Origin of the sequence: Streptoalloteichus hindustanus (assembly GCF_900129375.1) — a bacterium.
In the GTDB taxonomy this organism is placed as follows: Bacteria; Actinomycetota; Actinomycetes; order Mycobacteriales; family Pseudonocardiaceae; genus Streptoalloteichus; species Streptoalloteichus hindustanus.
Map to the genome: position 1 here is coordinate 501,509 of NZ_FQVN01000001.1, position 26,593 is coordinate 528,101.

Sequence of the window (26,593 nt, forward strand, 5' to 3'; positions counted from 1 at the left end):
GTCCGGGGGACGGAAGGGGGCGGGCGGTCAGGCCGGCGAGGCGACGACGAGCCGCGCCTTCTCGTCGCCGACCGCGACCACGTCCCCGTTCCGGAGCTGCCGCCCCCGGCGCGTCTCGCCGCGCCCGTTGACGGTCACCTCGTCGGCCTCCAGCAGGGCCCTGGCGTGCCCGCCGTCCTCGGCCAGCCCCGAGAGCTTGAGGAACTGCCCGAGTCGGATGCTGTCGTCGGAGATCTCCACGTTCCGGATGCGCACCCCCGCATCGTCCCCGGGCGCCCCCGCTCACGCCGAATCGGGACCGGACCGGCGCGTGGTGCGCAGCCGGTAGCTGCCGGCGAGGTCGGGCAGGACGTCGCTGGCCAACGGCTCGGCCACCGCCAGGTTCGCCCCGCCGGACCGGGACGGGCAGCGGCCGTCGGCCCCGGACCGCCCGCCGTGCGTGATGCCCACGGCCCACGGGCCGCTCATGACCGGTCCGCCGCTGTCGCCGGCCTCGGTGCACGCGTCGTGGGCGAAGACCTCCAGCACACTGCCGACCCCGCCGACCGGCTGGCTCCGGACGCGCGCCCGGACGGCCAGCACCCGGCCGCAGGTCCAGCCGGTGGTCCGGCCGGACTTGCAGACCGGCGCGCCGGGCACCGGGTCGACCACCCCCTCGACCGGCACCGCGCCGCCGCGGTGGTCCACGACGTCCGGCTTCGACCCGCCCTCACCCCGCACGAGGTGGACCACCGCGTAGTCGTCCCCCTGGCCGCCCCGGTCGAGGTCGTCCGAGACGACCCGGGCGAACTCGCCGACCCGCCGCCCACGGGAGAACACCTGTTCTCCAGGTCGACCGCAGTGCCCGCTGGTCAGCACCCCCGGGCTCCCGTCCGCCGCCTCCAGCGCGAAGCCGGCAGTGCACCGCCCGAACCGGTCGTCCCGCGAGGTCGAGATCGTCTCCCCCGCCCGCAGGAAGGGCTCCACCGCCGGCAGCTCCCCGGGCTCCCCGACGAGGTCATCCCCGCCGGGACTCACGCGCACCCCGACCCCCGCCACCGGGTCCAGTCTCGTCACCCCTTCCGGGGGCACCCACAAGTGCAGAGTCCGCGTCGCGCCGTCGAACCAGGCGCGACGCACGTCCACCCGCTCCCGCAGCCCGGCGAGCAGGTGGGCGGCGGCACGGGCGGCGCCCGCCCGCGCCCGGTACTCCTCGGGCGTCAGCCCCAGGTCGCGGCGGACCGCCTCGGCGAGGCTCCCCGGCGGCGCCGCGTCGGCCGGCGGGGCCAACCCGACGCCCAGCAGGAGGCCCACCACGAGGCCCAGCCGTGTTCGGCGCACGTCTCTCCGCGGTGCTCGGCGAACGGGGGCGGCGGCCACGCTAGCGACGCGTGGCCCTCACCCTGTCCAGCGACTCAGCCGTTCTGCTCGTAGGCCGCCCTGAGCAGGAACTCCACCTCGACGTCCACCTCGACCGGACCGCGCAGCACCACCCGGTGGGTCGCCTGGCCGGGCGCCTTCGCCGGCTCCAGGCGCGCGCTCGCCGGCGGGTCGTCGAACCGGAGCCCCAACTCCACGCGAGCGGCGCGCCGGTCGTAGATCGGCCGCAGGGCGGCCCTGGTCCCCGCGTACTGGGCGTCGACGTGCTCCTCGAACGTCGGTTCCCGCCAGCCCGCGGCCCTCGCCGCCTCGCCGGCGATCGCCCACCGGGTGTTCTGCTTCACCCCGTGCGCGTCCCGGAGCCCGGCCCGCACCGCATTCCGGTCCAGCGGGTCCGGGCCGGCCGCGCGCACCAGCTCGACCCACTCGGCCAGGATTCGCCCCGTGCGCTCGGCCATCGACCCGGCCAGTGCCGCCGACATGTCGGCCGGCGACCTCCTCGGCTCGGACATGCCGCCCGGGTAGGACGGCGCGACGGCCGTCACCGGGGGGCGGGAACACGGCGCCGGACTCGCTCGTTGGGCAGTGCGAAAGGTTGAGCGCTCCTGACTCAAGTCGGGTTTGACGAGCGGAGCCGGGCGCGCCCAAACTTGAGCTGAGGCCACTCAAGGTCAGCACGAGGGCAGCGGCTCACGTGCACCACCCGAGCAGTTGGAGGAAGATCCATGGCGCGAGCGGTCGGCATCGACCTGGGGACGACCAACTCCGTCGTCGCCGTCCTCGAGGGCGGTGAACCGACGGTGATCGCCAACTCGGAGGGCTCGCGGACGACGCCCTCGACCGTCGCCTTCGCCAAGAACGGCGAGATCCTGGTGGGCCAGCCGGCCAAGAACCAGGCGGTGACCAACGTCGACCGCACGATCCGGTCGGTCAAGCGGCACATGGGCACCGACTGGAAGACCGAGATCGACGGCAAGAAGTACACGCCGCAGGAGATCAGCGCGCGGGTGCTGATGAAGCTCAAGCGGGACGCCGAGGCGTACCTGGGCGAGGAGATCACCGACGCGGTGATCACCGTGCCGGCGTACTTCGAGGACGCCCAGCGGCAGGCCACCAAGGAGGCCGGGCAGATCGCCGGCCTGAACGTGCTGCGCATCGTCAACGAGCCCACCTCCGCCGCCCTGGCCTACGGCCTGGACAAGGGCGAGAAGGAGCAGACCATCCTGGTCTTCGACCTCGGTGGCGGCACGTTCGACGTCTCGCTGCTGGAGCTGGGCGACGGCGTGGTCGAGGTCAGGGCCACCAGCGGTGACAACCACCTCGGCGGCGACGACTGGGACCAGCGGATCGTCGACTGGCTGGTCGAGAAGTTCAAGGGCAGCAACGGCATCGACCTGACCAGGGACAAGATGGCGATGCAGCGGATCCGCGAGGCCGCGGAGAAGGCGAAGATCGAGCTGTCCAGCTCGTCCACCGCCACCATCAACCTGCCCTACATCACGGTCGACGCGGACAAGAACCCGCTGTTCCTGGACGAGACGCTGTCCCGCGCCGAGTTCCAGCGGATCACCTCGGACCTGCTCGACCGGTGCCGCGCCCCGTTCCACAACGTGATCAAGGACGCCGGCATCGCCGTGGGCGACATCGACCACGTGGTGCTCGTCGGCGGCTCCACCCGGATGCCGGCCGTCAGCGACCTGGTGCGCGAGCTGACCGGCGGCAAGGAGCCCAACAAGGGCGTCAACCCGGACGAGGTCGTCGCCGTCGGCGCCGCCCTGCAGGCCGGTGTGCTCAAGGGCGAGGTCAAGGACGTCCTGCTGCTCGACGTCACCCCGCTGTCCCTCGGCATCGAGACCAAGGGCGGCGTGATGACCAAGCTGATCGAGCGCAACACCACGATCCCGACCAAGCGCTCGGAGATCTTCACGACGGCCGACGACAACCAGCCGTCCGTGCAGATCCAGGTCTACCAGGGCGAGCGCGAGATCGCGGCGTACAACAAGAAGCTCGGCATGTTCGAGCTGACCGGCATCCCGCCGGCGCCGCGCGGCGTGCCCCAGGTCGAGGTCACCTTCGACATCGACGCCAACGGCATCGTGCACGTCTCCGCGAAGGACCTTGCCACCGGCAAGGAGCAGGGCATGCAGATCACCGGCGGCTCGGCCCTGTCCAAGGACGACATCGACCGGATGATGAAGGACGCCGAGGCGCACGCCGAGGAGGACAAGCGCCGCCGCGAGGAGGCCGAGGTCCGCAACCAGGCCGAGACCCTCGTCTACACCACCGAGAAGTTCGTCAAGGACAACGACGAGAAGCTGCCGGCCGACGTCAAGGACAAGGTCAAGGCCGCCCTGGACGGCGTCAAGGAGACGCTCAAGGGCACCGACATCAACGCCATCCGCACGGCGGTGGAGAAGCTGAACACCGAGGCGCAGGCGATGGGCCAGGCCCTGTACGCCCAGGCCGGCGCCGCCGGTGAGGGCGCTGCCGCCGGTGCCGGCGCCGCCGGCGGGAAGGCCGGCGCGCCCGGCAAGGACGACGTGGTGGACGCCGAGATCGTCGACGAGGACGAGAAGAAGAAGTGACGCAGCCACAGCACGAGGGACACGAGGACGAGCCGCGCGTGGTGGTCAGGGACCGCCGCCGCATCGACCCGCAGACCGGTGCCGTGCGCACCCCGGACCCCGACGCGGACGCCGCTCCGCAGGGCGACTCGGGTGCGGGTGCCCCGCAGGGCCACGGTGCGGGTGCCCCGCAGGGTTCGGGTGCGGGCGCCCCGGCGGGCTCCGGTGAGCCCGCCGGGCCGGCGGTCGACGACGCGGCCACCGCGGACCTGCGGCGTCAGCTCGACGAGCGCACGGCCGACCTGCAGCGGGTGACCGCGGAGTACGCGAACTACCGCAAGCGGGTCGAGCGGGACCGGGAGCTGGTCGTCACGACCGCCAAGGCCCAGGTGGTGGCCGAGCTGCTGTCCGTGCTCGACGACTTCGAGCGGGCCGAGCAGCACGGCGACCTGACCGGCGCGTTCAAGGCGGTCGCCGACAAGATCGCGAACACGCTGCAGAAGGCCGGGCTGGAGCCGTTCGGCGCCGAGGGCGACGAGTTCGACCCCTCGGTGCACGAGGCGGTCCAGCACAACACCTCGCCGGAGGTCAGCGGCCCGACGGTGACCATGGTCCTGCGCCGCGGCTACCGGTTCGGTGAGCGGGTGCTGCGTCCGGCGCTGGTCGGGGTGACCGACCACGAGCCGGGGCCGTTCACGCCGGAGGCGCCGGTCGCACCGGGCATCCCGGAGCGGCCGGACGCGGCGAACGGCGCGGACTGAGCGGAACGAGCGGAGGGAGGGACGTCCGATGAGCGCGCGGGACTGGATCGAGAAGGACTTCTACGCGGAGCTGGGCGTCCCTCCCGACGCCTCCGCCGAGGAGATCAAGAAGGCGTACCGGAAGCTCGCCCGTGAGCTGCACCCGGACGCCAACCCGGGCGACGCGCAGGCGGAGGCCCGGTTCAAGTCGGTGTCCGAGGCCTACGGGGTGCTCTCCGACGCGGAGAAGCGCAAGCAGTACGACGAGGCGCGGCGGCTGTTCGCCGGCGGGGCGTTCCGGCCCGGCGGCGGGTTCGGCGGCTTCGGCACGGGCGGCGGGTTCGACTTCGGCGACCTGCTCGGCGGCACGGCCGCCGGGGGCGCCGGCGGAGGCGGGGGCGGTGGGCTCGGTGACCTCCTCGGCGGCCTGTTCGGCCGACGGGGCGGCGCGAGCGCGGCGAACCGCCCGAAGCGCGGCGCCGACGTGGAGACCGAGGTCCACATCGACTTCCTCGACGCCGTCCGGGGGGCCACCGTGCCGTTGCGGCTGACCAGTCCGGCCTCCTGCGGCACCTGCGGCGGCACCGGCGCCCGGCCCGGCACCTCGCCGCGCCAGTGCGGCGGCTGCGGCGGCAGCGGGCTGGTCACCAGGAACCAGGGCGCGTTCGCGTTCAGCGAGCCGTGTCGGGACTGCCGGGGAACCGGCCAGATCATCGACGACCCGTGCCTGGAGTGCGCGGGCGAGGGCGTGAGCACCAGGACCCGGACCCTGACCGTCCGCATCCCCGCCGGGGTCGACGACGGCCAGCGCATCCGGCTGGCCGCCCAGGGCGAGCCGGGCCGCAACGGCGCGGCCGCCGGCGACCTGTACGTGCGGGTCCACGTCGACCCGCACCCGGTGTTCGGCCGGTCCGGCCACGACCTGACGGTCGCGGTGCCGGTGACCTTCCCCGAGCTGGTGCTGGGAACCACGTTGACGGTGCCCACGCTGGACGGGAAGGTGTCGGTGCGGGTGCCAGCGGGCACGGCCAGCGGCCGGGTCCTGCGGGTGCGCGGCCGGGGCATCCCCCGGCGCGACGGCGGCAGCGGTGACCTGCTGGTCACGCTGCGGGTCGACGTGCCGAGGGACCTCGACGACAGGGCCAGGGAGGCGCTGGAGGCGTACGCGGCGGCGACGAGCGACCACGACCCGCGAGCCGACCTCACCGCGCTGTTGGAGCACGGCAAGGGGTGACCCATGACCAGCCGACACGACAGGCCGGGCATTCCGTTCCCACCGGGCGCCGACGAGGACACCCCGGTCTTCGTGATCTCGGTGGCCGCCCAGCTCGCCGGGCTGCACGCGCAGACCCTGCGCAGCTACGACCGGCTGGGCCTGGTGTCGCCCGGCCGCACCCCGGGCGGGGGCCGGCGGTACTCCGCGCGGGACATCGCTCTGCTCCGCGAGGTGCAGCGGCTCTCCCAGGAGGAGGGCGTCAACCTCGCCGGGGTGAAGCGGATCATCGAGCTGGCGCGGGAGGCGGAGGCGCTGCGGGCGCAGGTCGCCGAGCTCACCGCGCGCCTCGCCGAGGCGCAGGAGGACCTGGCCCACGCCCACGCGGCCGCCGAGCAGGCGGCCGCAGCGGTGCACGCCTCCTACCGGCGTGAGCTCGTCCCGCTGCGGCCGCGCCACCAGCAGACCGCCCTCATGATCTGGCGGCCCGACCCCCGCTGACCCCCGGGCGTCGACTTCCCCGTCCGCGGTGGGTCAGCTCGGCGTGGACGTTCAGCGCTTCACCGGAGCGGGGGCGGCGGCGAGCAGCTCGCGGAGGCTCTGGCGGGCCGCCGCCAGGGCCGAGTCGTCCGGGGTGGGGTTCCCGTTCTCCACCAGCTCGTGGGCCACGTCCAGGAGGCGCTCCACATCGCGCGGAGCCGGAGCGCCGACCTGGTCGAGCCCCGACAGCACGCGGTTCACGAGCGCGGCCAGCTCCTCCCTCGTGCGGCCCCGGGGGAGCGGGGCGTCCAGCACGACCAGCACCGCGGCGCCGAACTCCCGGCCGTGCTCCGCCAACCACTGCCGCAGCCGCCCGGCGTAGGCCAGGCCTGGCCAGCGGTCGTCGGCCTCCAGCCGGGTTCTCAGCCCCGCCCACCGGGTCACCTCCCCGCCGGAGGCGCCACGCAGGGCCGCCTCCTGGACGGAGAGGTCCACCATGTGCGGCACGCACTCCTCGATCTCCCGCCACACCGCCACCTTGGCCAGGTGCAACTCGCGGTCCTGGTCGGGGGTCAGGTCCTCCGGACCGTCGAGGTCGTAGCCGGTGAAACTCTCCGCGACCCCCTCGACCAACCTCCGCAAACCACGCCAAACGAACATTTGCGTGCTCGCGTTCAAAAGCGGAGCGCTCTCCATCCCCCTGGCCATTCCCCGACTCCCCATCGACTCATTGAGAAAATAGTGGATAATTTTGGCACGGGCGGCATCGAGAACGTGCCGAACGTGCCCCGACCCACGCTGTCATGATCATGACTCTTCGCGGCGACCACAGGAGGGCAGACCGTGCCCAACCTCACAACCAGCCGCGGGGACGGTGATGGTCCGGCTCGCCGGCTAGCGGCGACGGGGCGGGGCCGAGAAGCCACGGGGCCGCATCGGCGCGCGGTTCGCCCCCGTGACGGGCGGAGCGCTCATGCCTGGAGAAACTCCGGCAGACGTCCCGTTTTCACCCTGACCTCACCAATCCGAATGCGGCGAAAAACAGCCGTGCTGGTTCCAACGGCGATGGGTACGCCGCCGGCGGGACTTGATCAACCGGTCGGTGTTCGTGGCTCCAGGAAGCCGATCGAACTCTCGTGATCCGCAAAAGGCTCGGGAGCTCCTGAAGTGAGCACCGCCAGGCCTGGACGCCCCAGTACGGGCCCCGGCAGCCTGGACCTCGACACAAGATCGCTTGTCGGACCCCCCACGCGGACCGCCCCACCTAACCGTCCATTGTGGACTTATGACCCGATGGGTGGACCTCGGCCATGACCGCCCATCCGGGCGACAGGCGTGCGCGCGTTTCTGTCAGACCCACATGAGATGTTTGAGATGGGGGTTCCCCCATTACATAACACTGATGTCCGCAAGAGACTGTGTCGGGCGTTCCCGGGGTGGCGCATGGGCCCGAGTGGCTCGGTTTCCCTTCGTCCGGGTGAGCCCGAACTGCCCGTTTCTGTCAGACCCGTGTGGGATGTTTGAAGTGGGGGGTCCCCCTACTACAGCTCTCGGGCGCGCCGGCCCAGCCGGTTCGAGGCGTGCGCGAAGCGCGAGGCCCCGCACCTCCCGGGCGTCCGGGGTGCGGGGCCTCCGCCGTGATCAGTCGAGCGTGAACGGGTCGTACTTGATGCGGTCCAACGGGGTGCCGGCGACGAGCATCCGCGACACCGTCGCGCGGATCATCCCGGGGGAGCCGCAGACGAGGACGTCGCGGTCGGACCACGCGCCGTGGCGGGTCACCGCGTCCGCCAGGGTTCCGTGCTCCACCCCGGGCAGCCGCTCGTTCTCCAGCACCGGAACCACGGTGAGCCACGGGTTGCCCATGGCGATCCGCCGCAGGTTCTCCAGGTCGTAGAGGTCCTCGTGGCTCCGGCCGCCCAGGAAGACGTGCACCTGGGGGTTCTCGCCCCAGCCCGCCATCTCGTCCAGGATCGCGCGCATCGGCGCGACGCCGGTGCCGCCGGCCACCATCAACAGGTCGCGGCGGGTCCGCCGGTCGTAGCCGAGCCGCCCCATCGGCGGGCCGATGCGCCAGACGTCACCGAGCCGGGTGTGGCCGACGACCGACCGGCTCACCCACCCGTCGGCCACCGAGCGCACGTGGAACTCGATGACGCCGTCGGCGCGCGGCGCGTTGGCTGGCGACAGGTAGCGCCAGAGGCGGGGGCGTTGCGGCACCTCGACGCTGAGGTACTGCCCGGCGCGGTAGGGGACCTGGTACTCCGGCTGCACGCGGACCACGGCCAGGTCCCAGCTCAGCCGCTGGTGGTCGACGACCTGGGCCGGCCACCACGCCGGGTTGTCGTCGGCCGCCGCGGCGTCCTGCATGGTCCTGGCCATGATCTTGTACGCCTCGGCCCACGCGCGTTCCACGGTCGGGCTCCACGCGTCGCCGCAGAAGCGCTTCAGCGCGCCGACGAGGGCGGTGCCCACCGCCTCGTAGTGCGCGCTCACCACACCGAACTTGCGGTGGTCGCGGCCGAGTTGGCGGAGGAAGGGGATCAGGTCGTCGGGGCGGTCCACCATCTGCACGACGTGGACCAGTGCGCGCAGCAGTCGGCTGCGCTGCACCTCCATGTTCACCGGGAACAGCTCGCGCGTCGCGGGCGCGATGCTGAACAACATCCCGTAGAAGAACTTGGCGACTTCGTCCGCCCGCGGCTCGACCACCGCGAAGCTCTCGCGGATCATGCGCACCATGGCGCTGACTCCCGACGGGGGCTCGCGGCGTGGCGGCGGGACTGGGGTAAGCACGGCGTTCGCGGTCATGGTCCGGGCGCAGTCTTCTCCAGGTTGTCCGGTGCGCCGACGAGGCGCGCCGTTGCTGACGTCATGCATCCCCCGACGGGGGTGGACACTAACTCCTCGTCGAGGCCTCCAGCTCCTTGATGCCACCTTCGGATGCACTTGTGCTACTGCCAGTAGATCACTGCTGCGAAGGACGGGGGAACAAGCGGGACGAGATGTGCACGAGTGGACCTGTTCATGACACGGTGGGGCACGTGACCCCCGACACCCTCGTCCCGACTGGCGTCGCCAGTCCCGAGTTGTTGGATCTGGAACTGGCCGAGGGCGCGCCCCGGGTTCCCCCCGCACCGGTCGTCCCCACACCAGTGATCTCCACACCGGTCGTCTCCGCGCCCACCACCTCCCCACCGGACGGCGGCTCGGCGGACGGCGCCTCGACCCCGCTCCCCGACCCCCTGCGGGACATGCAGCACGGAATGCCCGGCTCACAGGGCGAACACCTGTTGCAGTGCGCGTACGGGACCCAGGACCGGGCGCGCCGCTTCTACACCCAGCAGGTGCTCGACCGCCTGAACCCGACGATGGTCGAGTTCATCGGCAGGATGGACATGGCGTTCGTGGCCACCTCCGACTCCCAGGGCGAGTGCGACGCGTCCCTGCGGTGCGGCCCGCGCGGGTTCGTCCAGGTGATCGACGAGCGGCACCTGGCCTACCCGGAGTACCGGGGCAACGGGGTGCTGGCGAGCCTGGGCAACATCAGCGAGAACCCGCACGTCGGCATCCTGATGGTCGACTTCGTCACCGACCTGATCGGCCTGCACGTCAACGGGCGCGCCCGGATCATGGAGGACGCCGACCTGCGCGGCGCCTACCCCGAGCTGCCGGACGACTTCGAACGCGGGCGCACGCCGGAGCGCTGGGTGGTGGTCGAGGTCGAGGAGGCCTACATCCACTGCCGCAAGCACATCCCGCGCATGGTCCCGGTCGTGCGCAACCGCCCGTGGGGCACCGACGACACCAGGCGCAAGGGCGGTGACTACTTCAACGCGAAGGCCGAGACCCGTCCGTGGGACTCGCCCGTGGCGGCCGACCAGCCGGTCGGGAGCCAGCTCTGAGCGGCGAGCGCTGACCGGGAACGGGAGCGGGTGGGTCGCGGGCGCGGCGCGGCGCGCCCCACCCGCGACCGGGCGCCTCCTCTGATCTCCCGCGAGCGTCCGAACGGTTGCCGCCCCTCGCCCTAACCTCGACGTGACCTGGTCGGACACACTGGACCCCGCACCGGACCGGCCCGCGCCGTCCCCGAGGAGGGACGGACCGCGACGGGGTGGGCCCGGGTGACTACGGTTCCCGGGTGTCGAGTGGCGGGGAGGGTGAGCTGGTGACCAGCGGTAGCGGCGACGCGGGGCGCCGGACGGCGTTGGACTCCGTGGAGCGGGAGCTCGCGGTGCTGTTCCGGCGGGCGCGCAGCGCGTCGATGGCGCTGGCGGCGAAGGTCCACCCCGGCCTCGACTCGGCCGCGTACGGCCTGCTGGTCCTCATCGACGACGCGGGCCCGCTCCGGGGCGCCGACGTGGTCGAGCGCCTGGGGCTGGACAAGTCGACGGTGAGCCGGCAGATCGCCGACCTCGTCACGCTGGGCCTCGCCGAGCGGGTGCCGGACCCGTCGGACGGCCGCGCCCGGCTCGTCCAGCTCACGGAGGTGGGCCGGGACCGGCTGCACCAGGTGCGGTCCGAGCGCCGCCGCCGGGCGCGGGAGCGGTTCGCGAGCTGGCCGACGGACGACCTGGAGCAGCTCGCCCGTCTGCTCGCCCGCCTGCACGACGTGCTCTGAGTTCCCCCGGTTCGTCGCGGGACCCCGGGCTTCGCCGAGTCTCCGAGTTCGCCAGGTCCCCGAGATCGCCGTCCTACCGGCCTCCAGGCCCGTCGCCGAGCGCCCCGGCGAGCCTTCGCGCACCGCGGGCTCCACCGCTTCCACCCTCGTCGGCGGTATCCACCGGACGGGGGGTGTGACCACCATGGGTGACGCACGTCTCCTCGGCGGGCCACCCCATCTCCCATGGTTGTGGAATACAACCAACATCCTTACAGTTGTGTGTAGCAACTAAGGAGGTGCCATGGGTCCGACGAACAACGAGTGGGTCGAGCTCGTGCGCCAGCTGCGCGCGCTCGGCCAGCTCTCCCAGACCGCCCTGCACCGCACCTGGCGCAACGACCTCGGGCTGCACCCGGCCGCCGCCGGCCTGCTCGCCGAACTGGCGCGCCGCGGCGAGTGCCGGATCACCGAGCTGGCCCACCGGCGCATGGTCGACGTGTCGGTCATCAGCCGCCAGATCGCCCAGCTCGAACGCGTCGAGCTGGTCGCACGGCGACCGGACCCCGGCGACCGCCGGGTCGCGCTGGTGCACGCCACCGAGCACGGCCTCCAGACGCTGGACCGCTGGCGTTGCGAGCAGGTCGACGCGCTCCGCGAGGCGCTCGACGACTGGGACGAGCCGGCGGTGCGCGAGGCCTGCGCCACGCTCGGCGCGATCAACGACCAGCTCCGGCGATCCCTCACCCGCACGACCGAACCCGCCCAGAACGACCTCCTGGAAGGAGCTCGATGAGCAGCGCGTCCACCGCTTTCCACCCGCCGGGCGCCCACCGCGCCCCCCAGGAGCTCGGGGGCGGGCACGAGCGCCCGATGGGGCACCGCGAGGTGCTGGAGGCGCTGAGCGGCCTCCTCCTGGCCCTGCTGGTCGCCATCCTCAGCTCGACGATCGTGTCCAACGCCCTGCCCACGATCGTCGCCGACCTGCACGGCACCCAGGGGCAGTACACCTGGGTGGTCACCGCCACCCTGCTCGCCTCCACCGCGACCACGCCGATCTGGGGCAAGCTCGCCGACCTGTTCAGCAAGAAGATGCTGTACCAGGTGGCGATCGCCGTCTTCACCCTCGGCTCGGTGCTGTCCGGCCTCTCCCAGTCGATGGGCACGCTGATCGGCTTCCGCGCCCTGCAGGGCGTGGGCATGGGCGGGCTCCAGGCCCTCGCCCAGGTGATCATCGCCGCGATGGTCAGCCCCCGGGAGCGCGGTCGGTACAACGGCTACACCGGCGCGGTGATGGCCGTCGCCACCGTGGGCGGGCCGCTGGTCGGCGGTGTCATCGTCGACACCTCGTGGCTCGGCTGGCGCTGGTGCTTCTTCGTCGTCGTACCGCTGGCCGTGCTCGCGTCGGTCGTGCTCAGCCGCACGCTGAACCTGCCGGTGATCCGCAGGAAGGCGCGCATCGACTGGGCGGGGGCCACGCTGATCACCGGTGGCGTGAGCCTGCTGCTGATCTGGGTCTCCTTCGCCGGCAAGGACTTCGGCTGGTGGTCGCTGTCGACGCTGGCCTACCTGGCGGGCGCGCTGGCCTGCGTGGCGCTCGCGCTGGTCGTGGAGTCCCGGGTGGCCGAGCCGGTCATCCCGCTGCACCTGTTCCGGAACCGGACGACGGTGCTCGCCGTCGTGGCGAGCATCGCGGTCGGGACCGCGATGTTCGGCTCCTCGGTGTTCCTCGGGCAGTACTTCCAGCTCTCCCGCGGCTACTCGCCGACCGCCGCCGGCCTGCTGTCGCTGCCCATGGTGGCCGGGCTGTTCGTGGCCTCCACCGTCTCGGGCCAGGTCATCACGCGGACCGGGAAGTGGAAGGCGTTCCTCGTCGCGGGCTCGCTGCTGCTGGTCACCGGTCTCGGCCTGCTGGGCACCATCGACCACGCCACCAGCCTGTGGGTGATCGGCGCCTTCCTGGTGCTGGTCGGGCTCGGGATCGGCATGTCCATGCAGAACCTCGTGCTCGCGGTGCAGAACACCGTCGGCCCCAGGGACCTGGGCGCGGCCAGCTCGGTCGTGACCTTCTTCCGCTCGCTCGGCGGCGCCGCCGGCGTCTCGGTGCTGGGCTCGGTGCTCGCCACCCGGGTGACCGAGCTGGTGAACGAGGGGCTGTCCCGGCTGCCGAGGCGGCCCGGCGCGGCGGCCGCGTCCGCCGGCGGCGGGCTGGACATCGGGCACCTGCCGGAGCCGGTGCGGGAGATCGTGCGCGCGGCCTACGGCGACGCGACGGGGCTGATCTTCGTCATCGCGGCGGTCGTGGCGGCGGCGACCGTGCTGTCGGTGATCTTCATCAAGGAGGTCCCGCTCCGGTCCTCGACCACCGGTAACCCGGCCGAGGCGACCACCGGGGACGCGCGGAGCGCGGCGAGCACGCCAGTGACGGCAGACGGCGTCGACGGGACCGTTGTGCACAACGTTGTCCACAGGCCTGTGGATGAGTTCCAGGGGAATGTGGACAACTTGACCTCGGCTGTGGACAACTCGATGCGACATGTGGGTGAACTGGGGGTAACTCGGGAGACCGCCCAGCTCAGCCCGACCGGGCATCCCGGACGGGTGGCGGCGGAGAACGCCGCGCGGCTGGACGACTGGTACGCCCGGCTGCACGACCACCTGGCGGAGTTCACGACCTCCCTGGCGCGGGCCGGTCAACAGCTGACCGAGCAGGCCACCGCGCTGCGGGCCGAGCTGGCCGCGGCCGCACCGGCCCGGATCGCCGAGGCCGAGCCGGCCGAGCCCGTCGAGTCGCCGGCCGACCGGGCGCGGCGCGAGCAGCTCCTGGTCGGCGCCCGCCACGAGGCCGAGCGCATCGTGGCCGCGGCCCGCGAGCAGTCGGAACGGCTGCGGCAGGACGCCGAGCGCCAGGCGCGGGAGACGCTGGCGGCGACCCCCGTCCAGCCGGGCGCCGAAGCGGGCGTCGAGGTGGGCGCCGAGACGGCCCTGGCGCCCCCACCGGCCCGGATCGACGTGCCCAGGGCGGCCACCCGCCGCGCCGCCTCGATCAGCGGCGAGCTGCGGTCACTGCTCGGGTATCCCGACGGATCGGCGAACGGCCAGCACAGCCCACGCCACGCGGCGGGGAACTGACGAACACGCCCGCGGGGAACTTTCCGCGGGCGTGTTCCTTCTCCTGGCGCCGCGCGGGCGCGACCTCTCGGGGGTTCCGTGGCACGGGCCACCGAGAAAGGCTAGGTTGAGTGGAACTGGCTCAACTTTTCTGACGTTGTGCTGGGTGAGCGGCCGCTCCTGCACCCCGGCGTGCGCGACGGCCCGCGCCCCAGTGGACGTGCCGATGAGGTGAGGGATGGACGCTTTCAACCCGACCACGAAGACCCAGCAGGCGATCTCCTCGGCGGTCCAGGCCGCCACCGTCGCGGGCAACCCCGACGTGGGGCCGGTGCACCTGCTGGGCGCCCTGCTCGCGCAGGCCGACGGGGTGGCCGCGCCGCTGCTCTCCGCGGTCGGGGCCGACCCCGCCCGGGTCCGCGCCGAACTCGACCCGCTCGCGAACCGGCTGCCCTCGGCGTCCGGCGCGACCGTGGCCAGGCCCCAGTTCTCCGGCGAGGCCGTCCGGGTGCTCACCCACGCCCAGCAGCTCGCCACGGAGATGGGCGACGAGTTCGTCTCCACCGAGCACCTGCTGGTCGGCCTGGCCGCCGAGGGCGGCCAGGTGGCCGACCTGCTCCGCCGGCACGGCGCCACGCCGGAGGCGGTGCGGGAGGCGTTCGGCAAGGTGCGCGGCTCGGCGCGGGTCACCAGCCCGGACCCCGAGGGCACCTACCAGGCGTTGGACAAGTACGGCGTCGACCTCACCCAGCGGGCCCGCGAGGGCGGGCTGGACCCGGTGGTCGGCCGGGACGCCGAGATCCGCCGCGTGGTGCAAGTGCTGTCCCGGCGCACGAAGAACAACCCGGTGCTGATCGGCGAGCCCGGCGTCGGCAAGACCGCGATCGTCGAGGGCCTCGCCCAGCGCATCGTCGCCGGCGACGTGCCGGAGTCGCTGCGCGGCAAGCGGGTCGTCTCGCTGGATCTCGGCTCGATGGTGGCCGGCGCGAAGTTCCGGGGCGAGTTCGAGGAGCGGCTCAAGGCGGTGCTCAAGGAGATCACCGACTCGGCCGGTCAGGTCATCACGTTCATCGACGAGCTACACACCATCGTGGGCGCCGGCGCCACCGGCGAGGGCGCGATGGACGCCGGCAACATGATCAAGCCGATGCTCGCGCGCGGCGAGCTGCGCATGGTCGGCGCGACCACGCTCGACGAGTACCGCCAGCACATCGAGAAGGACCCGGCGCTGGAGCGGCGCTTCCAGCAGGTGCTGGTCGGCGAGCCCAGCGTCGAGGACACCATCGGCATCCTGCGCGGCCTCAAGGAGCGCTACGAGGTGCACCACGGCGTGCGGATCACCGACGCCGCGCTGGTCGCCGCCGCGACCCTGTCCGACCGCTACATCACCGCGCGGTTCCTGCCGGACAAGGCCATCGACCTGGTCGACGAGGCCGCGTCGCGGCTGCGGATGGAGATCGACTCCAGGCCGGTCGAGATCGACGAGGTGGAGCGCGCCGTCCGCCGGCTGGAGATCGAGGAGATGGCGCTGGCCAAGGAGGACGACCCGGCCTCCCGGGAGCGGCTGGAGGCGCTGCGGGCCGAGCTGGCCGAGCGGCGCGAGGAGCTGTCCGCCCTGACCGCGCGCTGGCAGAACGAGAAGGGCTCGATCGAGCGGGTCCGGGAGCTGAAGGAGCAGCTCGAACAGCTGCGGGGCGAGTCGGAGCGCGCCGAGCGCGACGGCGACCTGGGCCGGGCGGCCGAGCTGCGGTACGGCCGCATCCCGGCGCTGGAGAAGGAGCTCGACGCGGCCACCGCCGCCACCGACCGGCAGAAGGTGATGCTCAAGGAGGAGGTCGGCGCGGACGACGTCGCCGACGTCGTGAGCGCGTGGACCGGCATCCAGGCGGGGCGACTGCTGGAGGGCGAGTCCGCCAAGCTGCTGCGGATGGAGGAGGCGCTGGGGCAGCGGGTCGTCGGCCAGGCCGAGGCGGTGCGCGCGGTGTCCGACGCGGTGCGCCGGGCGCGCGCCGGGGTCGCCGACCCGGACCGGCCGACCGGCTCCTTCCTCTTCCTCGGCCCGACCGGCGTGGGCAAGACCGAGCTGGCCAAGGCGCTGGCCGAGTTCCTGTTCGACGACGAGCGGGCCATGGTGCGCATCGACATGAGCGAGTACGCCGAGAAGCACTCGGTGGCCCGGCTGGTCGGCGCGCCGCCCGGGTACGTCGGCTACGACCAGGGCGGCCAGCTCACCGAGGCGGTCCGCCGCCGCCCGTACACCGTGGTGCTGCTGGACGAGGTGGAGAAGGCGCACCAGGACGTCTTCGACGTGTTGCTCCAGGTGCTGGACGACGGGCGGCTCACCGACGGCCAGGGTCGCACCGTCGACTTCCGCAACACGATCCTCGTGCTGACCTCGAACCTGGGGTCGCAGGCGATCGTGGACGTGAGCATGACCGAGCGGCAGCGCGAGGACGCGGTGCTGGCGGTGGTGCGGCAGCACTTCAAGCCGGAGTTCCTCAACCGCCTGGACGACGTCGTGGTGTTCCACGCGCTGTCCACCGAGGAGCTGACGTCCATCGTGGACATCCAGCTCGCCCGGCTCGGCCGCCGGCTGGCGCAGCGGCGGCTCGCCCTGGAGGTCACCCAGGCGGCCAAGGACTGGTTGGCGCTCAACGGGTTCGACCCGGTGTACGGCGCCCGGCCGCTGCGGCGGCTGGTGCAGAGCGCGATCGGCGACCAGCTGGCGAGGCAGCTGTTGTCGGGCGTGGTGCGGGACGGCGACACGATCGCCGTCGACATCACGGACGACAGCGCCGGGCTGACGGTGCGACGCGCGGAGCTGGCTCCGACGTCACCCGCCTGAGCCACCCCGGGACGCGGCGCCCCCGGTCAGGGGCGCCGCGTCGCCGTCCGGCCCGGCGCCGCGGGAAGGAAGTCGACAGGGCGCCGAAGTCGTGACAACTTTTCGGATCTCGCCGGCGTCATCCAGAGCGTGCGACGTGTTCACCCTTCGGGACACTCGATCGACGTCGACCGCCGGCTGCGCCGCCGCAGACGCCTGGTCCTGCTCGTACGCGTCGCCGGCATCACCGCGTTCGTCGCGGTCGGGGGCCTGATCGCCGCGTTCCGGCTCGCCTACGCCCTCTGGGACGTGCCGGAGCCGGCGGAGATCGCCGCGAGCCAGAACCAGACCGTGACGTTGTACTTCTCGGACGGCAAGACCGAGTTGGCCCGCATCCACCCCGAGGGTGGGGCGCGCACGCTCGTCCGGTTCGAGGACATCCCCCGGTCCGTGCAGAACGCGGTGTTATCCGCGGAGAACGCGTCGTTCTGGAACGACGAGGGCTTCTCCGTGCGGGGGTTGCTCGGCGCGGTCTACAACAACATCCGCGGCGACGACGGCGGCGGTTCGACGATCACCCAGCAGTACATCAAGAAGGCGACCGGGAAAGAGGACCTGAGCATCACCCGGAAGCTGAAGGAGCTGGTGCTGGCCAAGAAACTCACCGACACGCACTCCAAGCAGGAAATCCTCACCGCCTACCTGAACACCATCTACTTCGGACGCGGCGCCAACGGCATCCAGGCCGCGGCCAAGGCCTACTTCGCCAAGGACGTCCGGGATCTCGACGTGAGCGAGGCCGCCGTCCTCGCCGGGGTCATCCAGCGCCCCACCTTCTGGGACCCGGCGGTGGACAGGGAGAACTCCGAGCAGCGCTGGAACTACGTGATGGACCACATGGTGGAGAACGGGTTCCTGAAAGCGGAGGAACGCGCGCGGGCGAAGTTCCCCACCGTGGTCGCCAAGGTCGCCGAGCCCGGAGCGCGCTGGCACATCAGGACCCGGGTCCTCGCCGAGCTGGAGGAGCGGGCCCAGCTCGGGCTCGACGAGGCCCAGCAACACGGCTACCGGATCGTGACCACCCTGGACAAGAACGCGCAGTCCGCAGCAGAGACCGCCACGCGGGAGGTCATGACGGGGCAACCGGACTACCTGCGCACCGCCCTGACCGCGATCGACCCCCGCACCGGCGGGGTGGCCGCCTACCACGGCGGGTCCGACAGCTCGGGCATGGACTACGCGCAGAGCCTCCAGGAGCCGGGCACCGCGTTCGCCCCGTTCACCGCCGTGGCCGCCGCCGAGCGGGGCCAGAACCCGGCGCGGGCGGTCGGGCCCCGGTCCAGCGAGGGCGACCTCGTCGCGCTGGCGAAGCGGATCGGCCCGGAGAACGTGGCCGCGGCGGCCCACGCCGCCGGCGTTCCCCGCGAGGTGCGGGGCCGACGCACGATCGTCGACCCGGACGAGCAGATCGGCGTGGGCGGCGGCCGAACGGCGGTCCGCCCGCTCGACCTCGCGGTCGCCTACGCCGCCCTCGTCGACGGCCAGCGCTCCCGGCCGCACTTCGTCGACCGGGTCCTGACCGGCTCCGGCGAGAGCCGGTACCAGTTCGCCGAGACCAGGAGCGCCGGCTTCGACATCGACACGCGGTTCAGCGCCAACACCGCGCGGGTGGTGACCTCCCTGCTGGAGGCCAACGGGGCGCGCAACGACATCCCCGTGCCCGGCAACACCCCGGTCGCCGTCCAGGCCGGGGTGCTGCGCTACGGCGGGGAGGGGCAGGTGGCCAAGGCGTGGACCGCCGGCTACACCCCGCAACTGGCCACCGTCGTCTGGGTCGGGGCCGACAAGTTCCAGCCGATCAAGGGCAGGTACCAGGAGAGCGGCGGCGCGGAGCACGACATCAACGGCCGGCGGGAACCGGCGGTGATCTGGAGCGCCGTGATGGGCGCCTACCACGAGAACCGCGAGCTCCAGCCGTTCCCCGCGCCCAACCCGCAGGCCAGGCCGGTGCCGACCATTCCCCAGCGGGTGCCGCAGTCACCGCCGGCCAAGCCGAGGAGCTCGCGGACGTCGCCCACCAAACCCCGGCAGACCGAACAGCCGCCCGCGAAGCCGCAGCCCGAATCCCAGCCGCAGCCGCAGCCACAACCTCAGCCGCAGTCCCAGCAGCCGCCCACCAAACCCCAGCCCGAATCCCAACCCCAGCCAACCCCCAAGCAGAACCAAAGCAACTCTCCCAAGCCCTCGGGAGGCGAAAACCCGCCGACGAAACCCGGCGGGTCGAGCGGCATCCCCATCCCGGGAAGAAACAACTGACCGGTCCTTCGCGCCCGTGCGGACGTCGCCGACCGAGCGACGCCGCACGGGCGCTCACTATTCAGGGGAAAACATCGGGCTCGCTGGCCGGCAGTCCACGATCTTCCGCTCTGCCGGCTCCGCATCTTCCGGTTCCCGAGCAGCTGACACCTTCAGATGGTGGGTGGGCTGTCGCAGACGAATGCTGTCCGACCAGCCGCGGACAGCGATGTCGGGAACAATGGCGACAAAAGCGCCTTCCCGCCCACCCTGGAACGCACAGCCACTCTCGCGCGCGACTACTGAGTATAGTATAGGGGAGCCCCCATTCTTATTATCGCGCGCGGGGCTGACATTTTTGCCGGCGGTGCGCCGGCGGTGGGGATGATTGACACGATTTGATGGAGTTCGGTGGCGCCTGTTGACCTGACGGCGGCGGGCTCGGTCCCGGGTTCGGGGCCGTGAACGGCGAGGCCAGGGTGGCGCAGGGCGCACGTGTGCCCGGTGCCGGAGGGGCGTACCGTCACTCGGGTGGGTGGACTTGTGTCCCACGCCACAGGTGGTCATGGTCGTAGGTATGCCGATGCGCCTGCTCGCCGTCGAGCCGACCGAACTCTTCATCGGTCGGGAGACCGCGCCCCTCCAGGTGGTGCGGGTGGTCGCCGACGGCGCGGCCGGCATCGACGGCGCCGCGTGCCCGGCCCGCGTGCACGTCGCGGGCCGGGGGCTCGACACTCCGGCGCCGGTCAGCACGCGCGCGGCAGGGCGGACGACGGTGGAGATCGGGGTCGCCACCGGCGACCACCGCCCCGGCTGCCGCGTGCCGGCCCGGGTCGTGGCGGTCTCGGAGGGCGCGGAGGAGACCCTCGACTTCGACCTGGTCGTCGCGGAGCCGGGCTGGACCGTGCACATGGTCAGCCACTTCCACTACGACCCGGTCTGGTGGAACACCCAGGGCGCCTACACCGCGGACTGGGACCGGCTGGACTTCCCCGGCTCGGGCAGGTCGAGCTTCCAGATGGCCGGTTTCGACCTGGTCCGCGCGCACCTCGACCTGGCCCTGCGCGAGCCGGAGTACCGGTTCGTGCTGGCCGAGGTGGACTACCTCAAGCCCTACTGGGACGCCCACCCCGAGGACCGCGCGCTGCTGCGCCGGCTGCTGGCCGAGGGCCGCGTGGAGATCATGGGCGGCACCTACAACGAGCCCAACACCAACCTGACCAGCCCGGAGAGCACGATCCGCAACTTCGTGCACGGCATGGGCTTCCAACGCCACGTGCTCGGCGCCGACCCCCGAACCGCGTGGCAGCTCGACGTGTTCGGGCACGACCCCGCCTTCCCCGGCATGGCCGCCGACGTCGGCCTGTCGGACAGCGCGTGGGCCCGCGGCCCCTTCCACCAGTGGGGGCCGATGGAGGTCAGGGACGGGGTGAAGGGCGACCCGACGCGGATGCAGTTCCGCAGCGAGTTCGAGTGGCTCTCCCCGTCGGGGCGCGGGGTGCTCACGCACTACATGGCCGACCACTACTCCGCCGGCTACTGGATGGACTCCTCGCCCTCCCTGGAGGCCGCGGAGGAGGCCACCTACGAGCTGTTCAAGGGCCTGCGGAAGGTGGCGACCACCCGCAACGTGCTGTTGCCGGTGGGCACCGACTACAGCCCGCCCAACAAGTGGGTCACCCGGATCCACCGGGACTGGAACTCCCGCTACACGTGGCCGCGGTTCGTCTGCTCGCTGCCGAGGGACTTCTTCGCCGCGGTCCGCGCCGAGATGGCCGAGCGCGGGGTTGCCGCGGCCCCGCAGACCCGGGACATGAACCCGATCTACACCGGCAAGGACGTCTCCTACATCGACACGAAGCAGGCGCAGCGCGTGGCCGAGGACGCCGTGCTCCAGGCGGAGCGGTTCGCCGTGTTCGCCGCGCTGCTGACCGGCGCGCGCTACCCGGACGCCGCGTTCGCGAAGGCGTGGGCGCAATTGGTGTACGGAGCGCACCACGACGGCATCACCGGCTCGGAGAGCGACCAGGTCTACCTCGACCTGCTGACGGGGTGGCGGGAGGCCAGGGACCTCGCCGTGGGCGCCAGGGACGCGGCGCTCCGCGCCCTCTCGTCCACTGTGGACACCAGTGGCCCCGCGGGGGGCCCGGTCGTGGTGTGGAACCCGCTCACCCGCGACCGCACCGACCTGGTGACCGTCCGGCTCCCCGAACCACACGGCGGCGCAAGGGTTCTGGACGAGGAGGGACGCGCCCTGCCGTGCCTCGTGGAGCACGACGGCACGACCGTGTCGTTCCTCGCCGGGGACATCCCCGCTCTGGGCTGGCGCGTCTTCCGCGTCACTCCGTCCACTGTGGACTCACCCGGCTGGGCCGAGATCGACGGGGTGGAGATCGCCAACGACCACCACCGGCTCACGGTCGACCCAGCCAGGGGCGGTGGCGTGTGCAGCCTGGTCGAGCTGGCGACCGGACGCGAGCTCGTCGCGACCGGACGGCTGGGCAACGAACTCGTCGTCTACCGCGAGTACCCGGCGCACCCCCGGTTCGGCGAGGGGCCGTGGCACCTGCTGCCCCGCGGGCCGGTCACGACCGCGGGCAGCCGACCGGCCGCGTCGGTGCGGGCACTGCGCTCGCCGTTGGGCGAACGCGTCGAGGTGCGCGGCCAGGTCGGGCCCGTGCGCTACACCCAGCGGATCACGCTGTGGCACGGCGTCCCGAGGGTCGAGTGCTCGACCACCGTGGAGGAGTTCACCGGCTCCGACGAGCTGCTGCGCGTCCGGTGGCCCTGCCCCGTGCCCGGTGGACTGCCGGTGAGCGAGGTGGGCGACGCGGTGATCGGCCGCGGCCCCGGCTTCCCGGACGTGGACGCCGGCACGCACCCCTGGACGTTGGACAACCCGGCCCACACGTGGTTCGGGCTCGGCTCGACGGCGCGGGTCCGGGTCAACGGGGCGGCCCGCCCGCTCGGGGTGGCCGAGGTCGTGGTCCCGCGCCGGGACGAGGCCGCCGAGTTGGCCCGCGACCTGGTGTGCGCCCTGGCGCGCTCCGGCGTGACCGCCACGACCGGCGAGGCCGACGGCGCTCGCTACGGGAACCTGGACGTCGACTCCAACCTGCCCGACTTCCGGATCGCCCTCGGCGGGCCGGCCCGCAACGCCCTCACCGCCGAGGTGATCGGCCGGGCGGGGCTCGCCTGGCACGCCGAGCTGGAACGCCAGCTCGACGAGACCGGCCGCGCGGTGCTGTGGGTCCCGGCCGAGCACGCGTTGCCCGAGGTCTGGGTGCCCGGCGCCGACCTCACCGACGCCCGCGCGCTGCCCACGCTGGTCCTGGCCGCGCGCGACGAGGCCGACCTGCCCTCGGTGGTCGCCGCCGTCGTCGCCGACCTCGACGACCACGAGATCACCGTCGAACAGCGGGGGCCGGCGACGGGGCATGGCATGGAGGAGCGCACGGTCGCGCTGCTCAACCGCGGGATCCCGGGGTTCGTGGTCGACGCGCACGGCACCCTCCACGCGTCGTTGCTGCGCTCGTGCACCGGTTGGCCCTCCGGGGTCTGGATCGACCCCCCGCGACGCGCCACCCCGGACGGCTCCGGGTTCCAGCTCCAGCACTGGACCCACGTCTTCGAGTACGCGTTGGTCTCGGGCGAGGGCGACTGGCGCGCGGTCGGTGTTCCGGAGGCGAGCGCGGCGTACGCGCAGCCCCTGCTCGCGGTCCCGGTTCCGGACCCAGTTGCCAACCTGGGCTCGGGCCTGTCCCCGGCTCCGGACTCGGTCCCGGGCCGCGCCGGGGACCGCCCCCTCCTCGCGGCCAGCGGCTCGCTGCTCCGGGTCGAGCCGGCCGACCGGGTCCGGCTCGGCGCGTTGAAGGTCGCGGGCAACCCGCTCACGCAGGGACGCGCCGAGGCCGCCGACCCCACCGCGGGCATCGCCCTGCGGCTGGTCGAGACCCGGGGCGAGCGCACGAGCGTCACCGTGACCTCACCGGTGCTGCGGTTCGTCGACCCCGCCCACGCCGACCTGCTCGAACAACGCGGGGACAGCCTGCCCGGTGACGGCGAGCTGGCCGCCGAGCTCACCGGGTACGAGACCGCGACGTTCGTGGCCAAACCGGAGCTCGTCGTGCCGAACACCGCCGTCCGCCCCGGGAGCTCGCTCGCGCCGGATGCGGAGGACGCGCAGCCGCTCTCCGCCCGGTACTGGCTGCACAACCGGGGACCGGCCCCGTTGGGCGGTCTTCCCGCCTCGGTGCACGTGGACCCCGTCCAGGCCGAGGTGGAACCGGGAGGACGCCTCACCCTGACCGTCTCCGTCGCCTCCGACCGCACCGACGGCGACCTCCACGGCACCGTGCGCCTCGTGACCCCGCCGCACTGGGTCGCCGAGCCGGCCGAGTTCGACGTGACCCTGCCGCCGTGCGGCCACGTGGCGGCCGAGGTGCGGGTGCACGCGCCGCCCTGCCGCGCCGGCGACCCCGTCCCCCCGCCGGGCCGGCACCCGGTGCGCGCGCGGTTGACGCTGTCCGGGGCGGACCTGCCGCCGAGCTGGACCCAGGCCGTGGAGGACGTCGCCGTGCTCGGCGTCCCGGAGTGGGAGGCCGGCGTCTTCGCGCTGGAGGGGGTGGTTGACGAGGCGGACCCGGTGCCCGGCCGGCTGCTGCGCCTCGTCCGCGGTCCCGAGCCGGTGCGGGTCGCGCGCGGCGGCCGGGGCCGGCTCGCGGTCGTCGTCGGCACCGACGCGCACGCCCCGATCGCGGTGGAGGCGCGGCTGGTGAGCCCCTGGGGCACCTGGGAGGCCGTCCCCTCCGCCGCGCTCGGGGTGGAGCTGCCGGCGCGCGGCGAGGCGGAGATCGCGTTCGACGTCGCGCCGCCGCGCTGGGCGGAACCGGGCACGTGGTGGGCGCTCGTGAAGGTCGCGGGCGCGGGTCGGCTGCTGTACTCGCCCGCCGTTCCGCTGGAGGTGACGGAATGACCACGAGGACCACGGCGGCGGAGGTGGCCGCCTGGGTGGACGGACGCCCCGTGGCCGTCGCCGAGGTGGACGAGGCCGAGCGGGTGTTGCGGACCGGGCGCGCCGCGTCCGCGCTGCCCGCGCCGGAGACGAGCGAGGGTCGGCAGGTGCGGCGCTGGCTGGTCCAGGTCCTCACCGCCGAGCGCCTGGTCGCGGCCGAGGCGCACCGCCGGCGGCTGGCCGACGACGACGCGCCCGCGGTGACCGACCTCGCGCCCGAACGGCACCACCTGCTCGAACTGGGCAGCGCCACGGCCGCGCTGCTGGCGCGGAACGCGCTCGCCAGGGCGGTGTTCGCCGCGGTCACCGCCGAGGTGGACGTGCCGGAGGCGGAGGTGACGGCCTACCAGGCGCGCAACGGCGACGTGCTCGGACCGGCCCCGGCGGACCGGGCCCGGGAGCGGATCGGGGCCCTCCTGCGGGGCGCGGCCCGGCGGCGGGCCTTCGTGGAATGGCTCGACCGCGCCCGGGCGACGCGGGTCCGGCTCGCCCCCGGCTACGAGCACCCGGGCGACCCGCGCCAGCCGGACAACACCCACCGGCACTAGGGTCCGTTCCCACGGGGCGGCCCGCCCCCGGGAAGGGAGACCGCGTGAGCGACCTGGTGCTCGCGATCGACGTCGGCGGCACCAAGATCGCCGCGGGGGTCGTGGACGGTGACGGCAGCCTGCTGCGGAGCGCGATCCGCCCCACGCCGGCCGACGACGCGGAACACGCGTGGGCGCAGGTGCGGTCGGCGGTGGACGAGGTGCTGGCCGGCACGCCCTCGGTGCGGGGCGTGGGCATCGGCTGCGCGGGGCCGATCGACACCGCGCGCGGCACGGTCAGCCCGATCAACATCGGCGGGTGGCGGCACTTCCCGCTGCGGGCGCGGGTCGCCGACCTCGTGCCGGGGGTTCCGGTCCAGCTCGCCGGCGACGGCGTGTGCACGGCGCTCGGCGAGCACTGGCGCGGGGCCGGGCAGAGCAGCCGCTACCTGCTCGGCATGGTCGTCTCGACCGGGGTCGGGGGCGGGCTCGTGCTCGACGGCCGCGCCTACGGCGGCCGGACCGGCAACGCGGGGCACATCGGGCACCTGGTGGTGGAGCCGGACGGCGAGCCGTGCACCTGCGGTGGCCGCGGCTGCGTGGAGACCGTGGCCAGCGGGCCGCGCATGGTGCGCTGGGCCCGCGAGCGCGGCTGGCAGGCGCCTGCCGGGGCGGACGCCGCCGTACTCGCCGACGCCGCGCGCTCCGGCGACGCGGTCGCGGCGGCGGCGTTCGAGCGGGGCGGGCACGCGGTGGGCCTGATGATCGCCGCCGTCGCGGCGGTCTGCGACCTCGACCTGGTGGTGGTCGGCGGCGGGGTGGCGCAGGCCGGTCCGCTCCTGTTCGACCCCGTGCGTCGCGCGCTCGACGTCCACGCGGGTCTGTCGTACCTGGCGGACCTGCGCGTCGTTCCGGCGGAGCTCGGTGGCGAGGCCGGCCTCATCGGCGCCGCGGCGCTCCTGCGCCCCTGACGAGCGCTCCTGGCCCACGTGCGGCGGGGCACTCGGCGGCCCTGGCCTCACCCGAAGGAGGCGAATCCCGCTCCTTCACCCTCCCGGGTGAGCTCACCGCACCCCGTTCTGTCAGTCCCGCATGCGATGTTTGAAGTGGGGGTTCCCCCATACTCAGGAGTTGTAGTGGGCGAAACACCGTGATCGCCCACGATCAGCCGAGAAACGACACTCGTGGCCTGACGCCCTCCGGTGAAAGGGCGATCTGGCCGGAGAATCCGGGGTGTACGGCGCTCAGCCGCGCGGGAGCCGCCCCATCAGGTGGAACTCCGGGTTGGGGCGGAGGGCCGTGAGGTGGGCCAGGCGGTTGGACAGCGCGAAGAACGCGGTGATCGCGCCGACCTGCCAGATCTCCTCGTCGTCGAGGCCGGCGGAGCGGGCCGCGTCGAGGTCGTCCTCGGCCAGCAGGGCCGACTCTCCGGCGAGCACGAGCGCGAGGTCGACGATGGCCCGCTGCCTCGGGGGCAGCTCGGCCGACCACGGGTTGGTGGCCACGTGGTCGGCCAGGTGCGCGTCCTTGCTCCTGATCCGCAGCACCGCGCCATGAGCCACGACGCAGTAGGTGCAGTGGTTCGCGCCGGATGTGGCGACGACGACCAGCTCGCGTTCGGCCTTGCTCAGTCCGCCCTCGGACTCCATGAGCGCGTCGTGGTAGTCCATGAACGCGCGCAGCTCGTCGGGCCGGTGGCCCAGTGCCCGGAAGATGTTGGGGACGAAGCCGGTCTTCTCGACGACGGCGGCGACCCGGAGTCGGAGGTCCTCGGGGAGCTCCTCGGGCTCGGTGACGCCGAACCTGCTCACCGACTCGGGGAGGTCGGGGTGGGAGGCGGACATGTCCGCACGCTAGTCGCGCGCA

General features: G+C 73.2%; 19 protein-coding genes. 13 read left to right on the top strand and 6 right to left on the bottom strand.

Annotated features, from left to right (window positions below; all coding sequences use genetic code 11):
- Positions 1–27 precede the first annotated feature (27 nt).
- The 3 genes from BUE43_RS02510 to BUE43_RS02520 form a co-directional block, all read right to left on the bottom strand.
- A complete protein-coding gene (locus BUE43_RS02510; protein ID WP_073479662.1) occupies positions 28–255 on the bottom strand; it encodes an RNA-binding S4 domain-containing protein in 228 nt (75 codons plus the stop codon).
- A 27-nt stretch (positions 256–282) separates the two neighbouring features.
- Positions 283–1,320 (bottom strand): S1 family peptidase, encoded by a 1,038-nt coding sequence (locus BUE43_RS02515; RefSeq protein WP_073479663.1) that lies wholly within the window; start codon positions 1,318–1,320, stop codon positions 283–285.
- A 74-nt stretch (positions 1,321–1,394) separates the two neighbouring features.
- Positions 1,395–1,871, bottom strand: coding sequence for a hypothetical protein (locus tag BUE43_RS02520; protein WP_073480209.1), 477 nt, complete (start codon positions 1,869–1,871; stop codon positions 1,395–1,397).
- 213 nt (positions 1,872–2,084) lie between these two features.
- On the opposite strand from BUE43_RS02520, the gene dnaK reads away from it, so the two are divergent.
- Genes dnaK through BUE43_RS02540 form a run of 4 tightly spaced genes read left to right on the top strand, consistent with a single transcriptional unit; the run spans position 2,085 to position 6,377 of the window.
- Complete coding sequence (dnaK, locus tag BUE43_RS02525) at positions 2,085–3,944, top strand: molecular chaperone DnaK (protein ID WP_073479664.1); 1,860 nt, start codon at positions 2,085–2,087, stop codon at positions 3,942–3,944.
- Positions 3,941–4,684 (top strand): nucleotide exchange factor GrpE, encoded by a 744-nt coding sequence (grpE, locus tag BUE43_RS02530; protein ID WP_073479665.1) that lies wholly within the window; start codon positions 3,941–3,943, stop codon positions 4,682–4,684. Before dnaK ends, grpE begins: the two co-directional genes overlap by 4 nt.
- Before the next feature lie 28 nt (positions 4,685–4,712).
- Entirely contained in the window at positions 4,713–5,897 is a 1,185-nt protein-coding gene (dnaJ, locus tag BUE43_RS02535; protein ID WP_073479666.1) for a molecular chaperone DnaJ, read from the top strand.
- 3 nt (positions 5,898–5,900) lie between these two features.
- The gene (locus BUE43_RS02540; RefSeq protein WP_073479667.1) at positions 5,901–6,377 is read left to right on the top strand and encodes a heat shock protein transcriptional repressor HspR; all 477 of its coding nucleotides are present in this window, start codon (positions 5,901–5,903) and stop codon (positions 6,375–6,377) included.
- 51 nt (positions 6,378–6,428) lie between these two features.
- Here BUE43_RS02540 and BUE43_RS02545 read toward each other — a convergent pair whose 3' ends face one another.
- Together BUE43_RS02545 and BUE43_RS02550 are read right to left on the bottom strand one after the other, a co-directional pair.
- Positions 6,429–6,989 (bottom strand): hypothetical protein, encoded by a 561-nt coding sequence (locus BUE43_RS02545; RefSeq protein ID WP_073479668.1) that lies wholly within the window; start codon positions 6,987–6,989, stop codon positions 6,429–6,431.
- A gap of 1,008 nt (positions 6,990–7,997) precedes the next feature.
- Positions 7,998–9,098, bottom strand: a complete 1,101-nt coding sequence (locus BUE43_RS02550) for a globin domain-containing protein (protein ID WP_073479669.1) — start codon at positions 9,096–9,098, stop codon at positions 7,998–8,000.
- A 302-nt stretch (positions 9,099–9,400) separates the two neighbouring features.
- On the opposite strand from BUE43_RS02550, the gene BUE43_RS02555 reads away from it, so the two are divergent.
- The 9 genes from BUE43_RS02555 (at position 9,401) to BUE43_RS02595 (ending at position 25,698) form a co-directional block, all read left to right on the top strand.
- Positions 9,401–10,261 (top strand): pyridoxamine 5'-phosphate oxidase family protein, encoded by an 861-nt coding sequence (locus tag BUE43_RS02555; protein WP_073480210.1) that lies wholly within the window; start codon positions 9,401–9,403, stop codon positions 10,259–10,261.
- Between the two features lie 263 nt (positions 10,262–10,524).
- Positions 10,525–10,977 (top strand): MarR family winged helix-turn-helix transcriptional regulator, encoded by a 453-nt coding sequence (locus tag BUE43_RS02560; RefSeq protein ID WP_234995493.1) that lies wholly within the window; start codon positions 10,525–10,527, stop codon positions 10,975–10,977.
- A 283-nt stretch (positions 10,978–11,260) separates the two neighbouring features.
- The gene (locus BUE43_RS02565; RefSeq protein WP_073479670.1) at positions 11,261–11,752 is read left to right on the top strand and encodes a MarR family winged helix-turn-helix transcriptional regulator; all 492 of its coding nucleotides are present in this window, start codon (positions 11,261–11,263) and stop codon (positions 11,750–11,752) included.
- A 77-nt stretch (positions 11,753–11,829) separates the two neighbouring features.
- A complete protein-coding gene (locus BUE43_RS32535; RefSeq protein WP_143173960.1) occupies positions 11,830–14,088 on the top strand; it encodes an MFS transporter in 2,259 nt (752 codons plus the stop codon).
- 217 nt (positions 14,089–14,305) lie between these two features.
- Positions 14,306–16,912 carry an ATP-dependent chaperone ClpB gene (gene clpB, locus BUE43_RS02575; RefSeq protein WP_073479672.1) on the top strand — a complete coding sequence of 869 codons (2,607 nt, stop codon included), beginning with the start codon at positions 14,306–14,308 and terminating at the stop codon, positions 16,910–16,912.
- Positions 16,913–17,041: 129 nt separating this feature from the next.
- The gene (locus tag BUE43_RS02580; RefSeq protein ID WP_073479673.1) at positions 17,042–19,207 is read left to right on the top strand and encodes a transglycosylase domain-containing protein; all 2,166 of its coding nucleotides are present in this window, start codon (positions 17,042–17,044) and stop codon (positions 19,205–19,207) included.
- A 556-nt stretch (positions 19,208–19,763) separates the two neighbouring features.
- Positions 19,764–24,161, top strand: coding sequence for a glycoside hydrolase family 38 N-terminal domain-containing protein (locus tag BUE43_RS02585; RefSeq protein ID WP_200797342.1), 4,398 nt, complete (start codon positions 19,764–19,766; stop codon positions 24,159–24,161).
- Positions 24,158–24,748, top strand: coding sequence for a DUF7158 domain-containing protein (locus BUE43_RS02590; RefSeq protein WP_073479674.1), 591 nt, complete (start codon positions 24,158–24,160; stop codon positions 24,746–24,748). The genes BUE43_RS02585 and BUE43_RS02590 overlap by 4 nt, the downstream gene beginning before the upstream one ends.
- A 44-nt stretch (positions 24,749–24,792) precedes the next feature.
- Positions 24,793–25,698, top strand: coding sequence for an ROK family protein (locus tag BUE43_RS02595; RefSeq protein ID WP_073479675.1), 906 nt, complete (start codon positions 24,793–24,795; stop codon positions 25,696–25,698).
- 273 nt (positions 25,699–25,971) lie between these two features.
- On the opposite strand, the gene BUE43_RS02600 is transcribed toward BUE43_RS02595, so the two are convergent.
- A complete protein-coding gene (locus BUE43_RS02600) occupies positions 25,972–26,571 on the bottom strand; it encodes a peroxidase-related enzyme (protein ID WP_073479676.1) in 600 nt (199 codons plus the stop codon).
- Positions 26,572–26,593: the final 22 nt, after the last annotated feature.

Bases quoted from the DNA above. Each gene is read 5' to 3' on its own strand.
- BUE43_RS02520 (WP_073480209.1), bottom strand. From the start codon at position 1,871: ATGTCCGAGCCGAGGAGGTCGCCGGCCGACATGTCGGCGGCACTGGCC.
- dnaK (WP_073479664.1), top strand. From the start codon at position 2,085: ATGGCGCGAGCGGTCGGCATCGACCTGGGGACGACCAACTCCGTCGTC.
- dnaJ (WP_073479666.1), top strand. From the start codon at position 4,713: ATGAGCGCGCGGGACTGGATCGAGAAGGACTTCTACGCGGAGCTGGGC.
- BUE43_RS02540 (WP_073479667.1), top strand. From the start codon at position 5,901: ATGACCAGCCGACACGACAGGCCGGGCATTCCGTTCCCACCGGGCGCC.
- BUE43_RS02550 (WP_073479669.1), bottom strand. From the start codon at position 9,098: ATGGTGCGCATGATCCGCGAGAGCTTCGCGGTGGTCGAGCCGCGGGCG.
- BUE43_RS02565 (WP_073479670.1), top strand. From the start codon at position 11,261: ATGGGTCCGACGAACAACGAGTGGGTCGAGCTCGTGCGCCAGCTGCGC.
- BUE43_RS32535 (WP_143173960.1), top strand. From the start codon at position 11,830: ATGGGGCACCGCGAGGTGCTGGAGGCGCTGAGCGGCCTCCTCCTGGCC.
- clpB (WP_073479672.1), top strand. From the start codon at position 14,306: ATGGACGCTTTCAACCCGACCACGAAGACCCAGCAGGCGATCTCCTCG.
- BUE43_RS02585 (WP_200797342.1), top strand. From the start codon at position 19,764: ATGCCGATGCGCCTGCTCGCCGTCGAGCCGACCGAACTCTTCATCGGT.
- BUE43_RS02590 (WP_073479674.1), top strand. From the start codon at position 24,158: ATGACCACGAGGACCACGGCGGCGGAGGTGGCCGCCTGGGTGGACGGA.
- BUE43_RS02600 (WP_073479676.1), bottom strand. From the start codon at position 26,571: ATGTCCGCCTCCCACCCCGACCTCCCCGAGTCGGTGAGCAGGTTCGGC.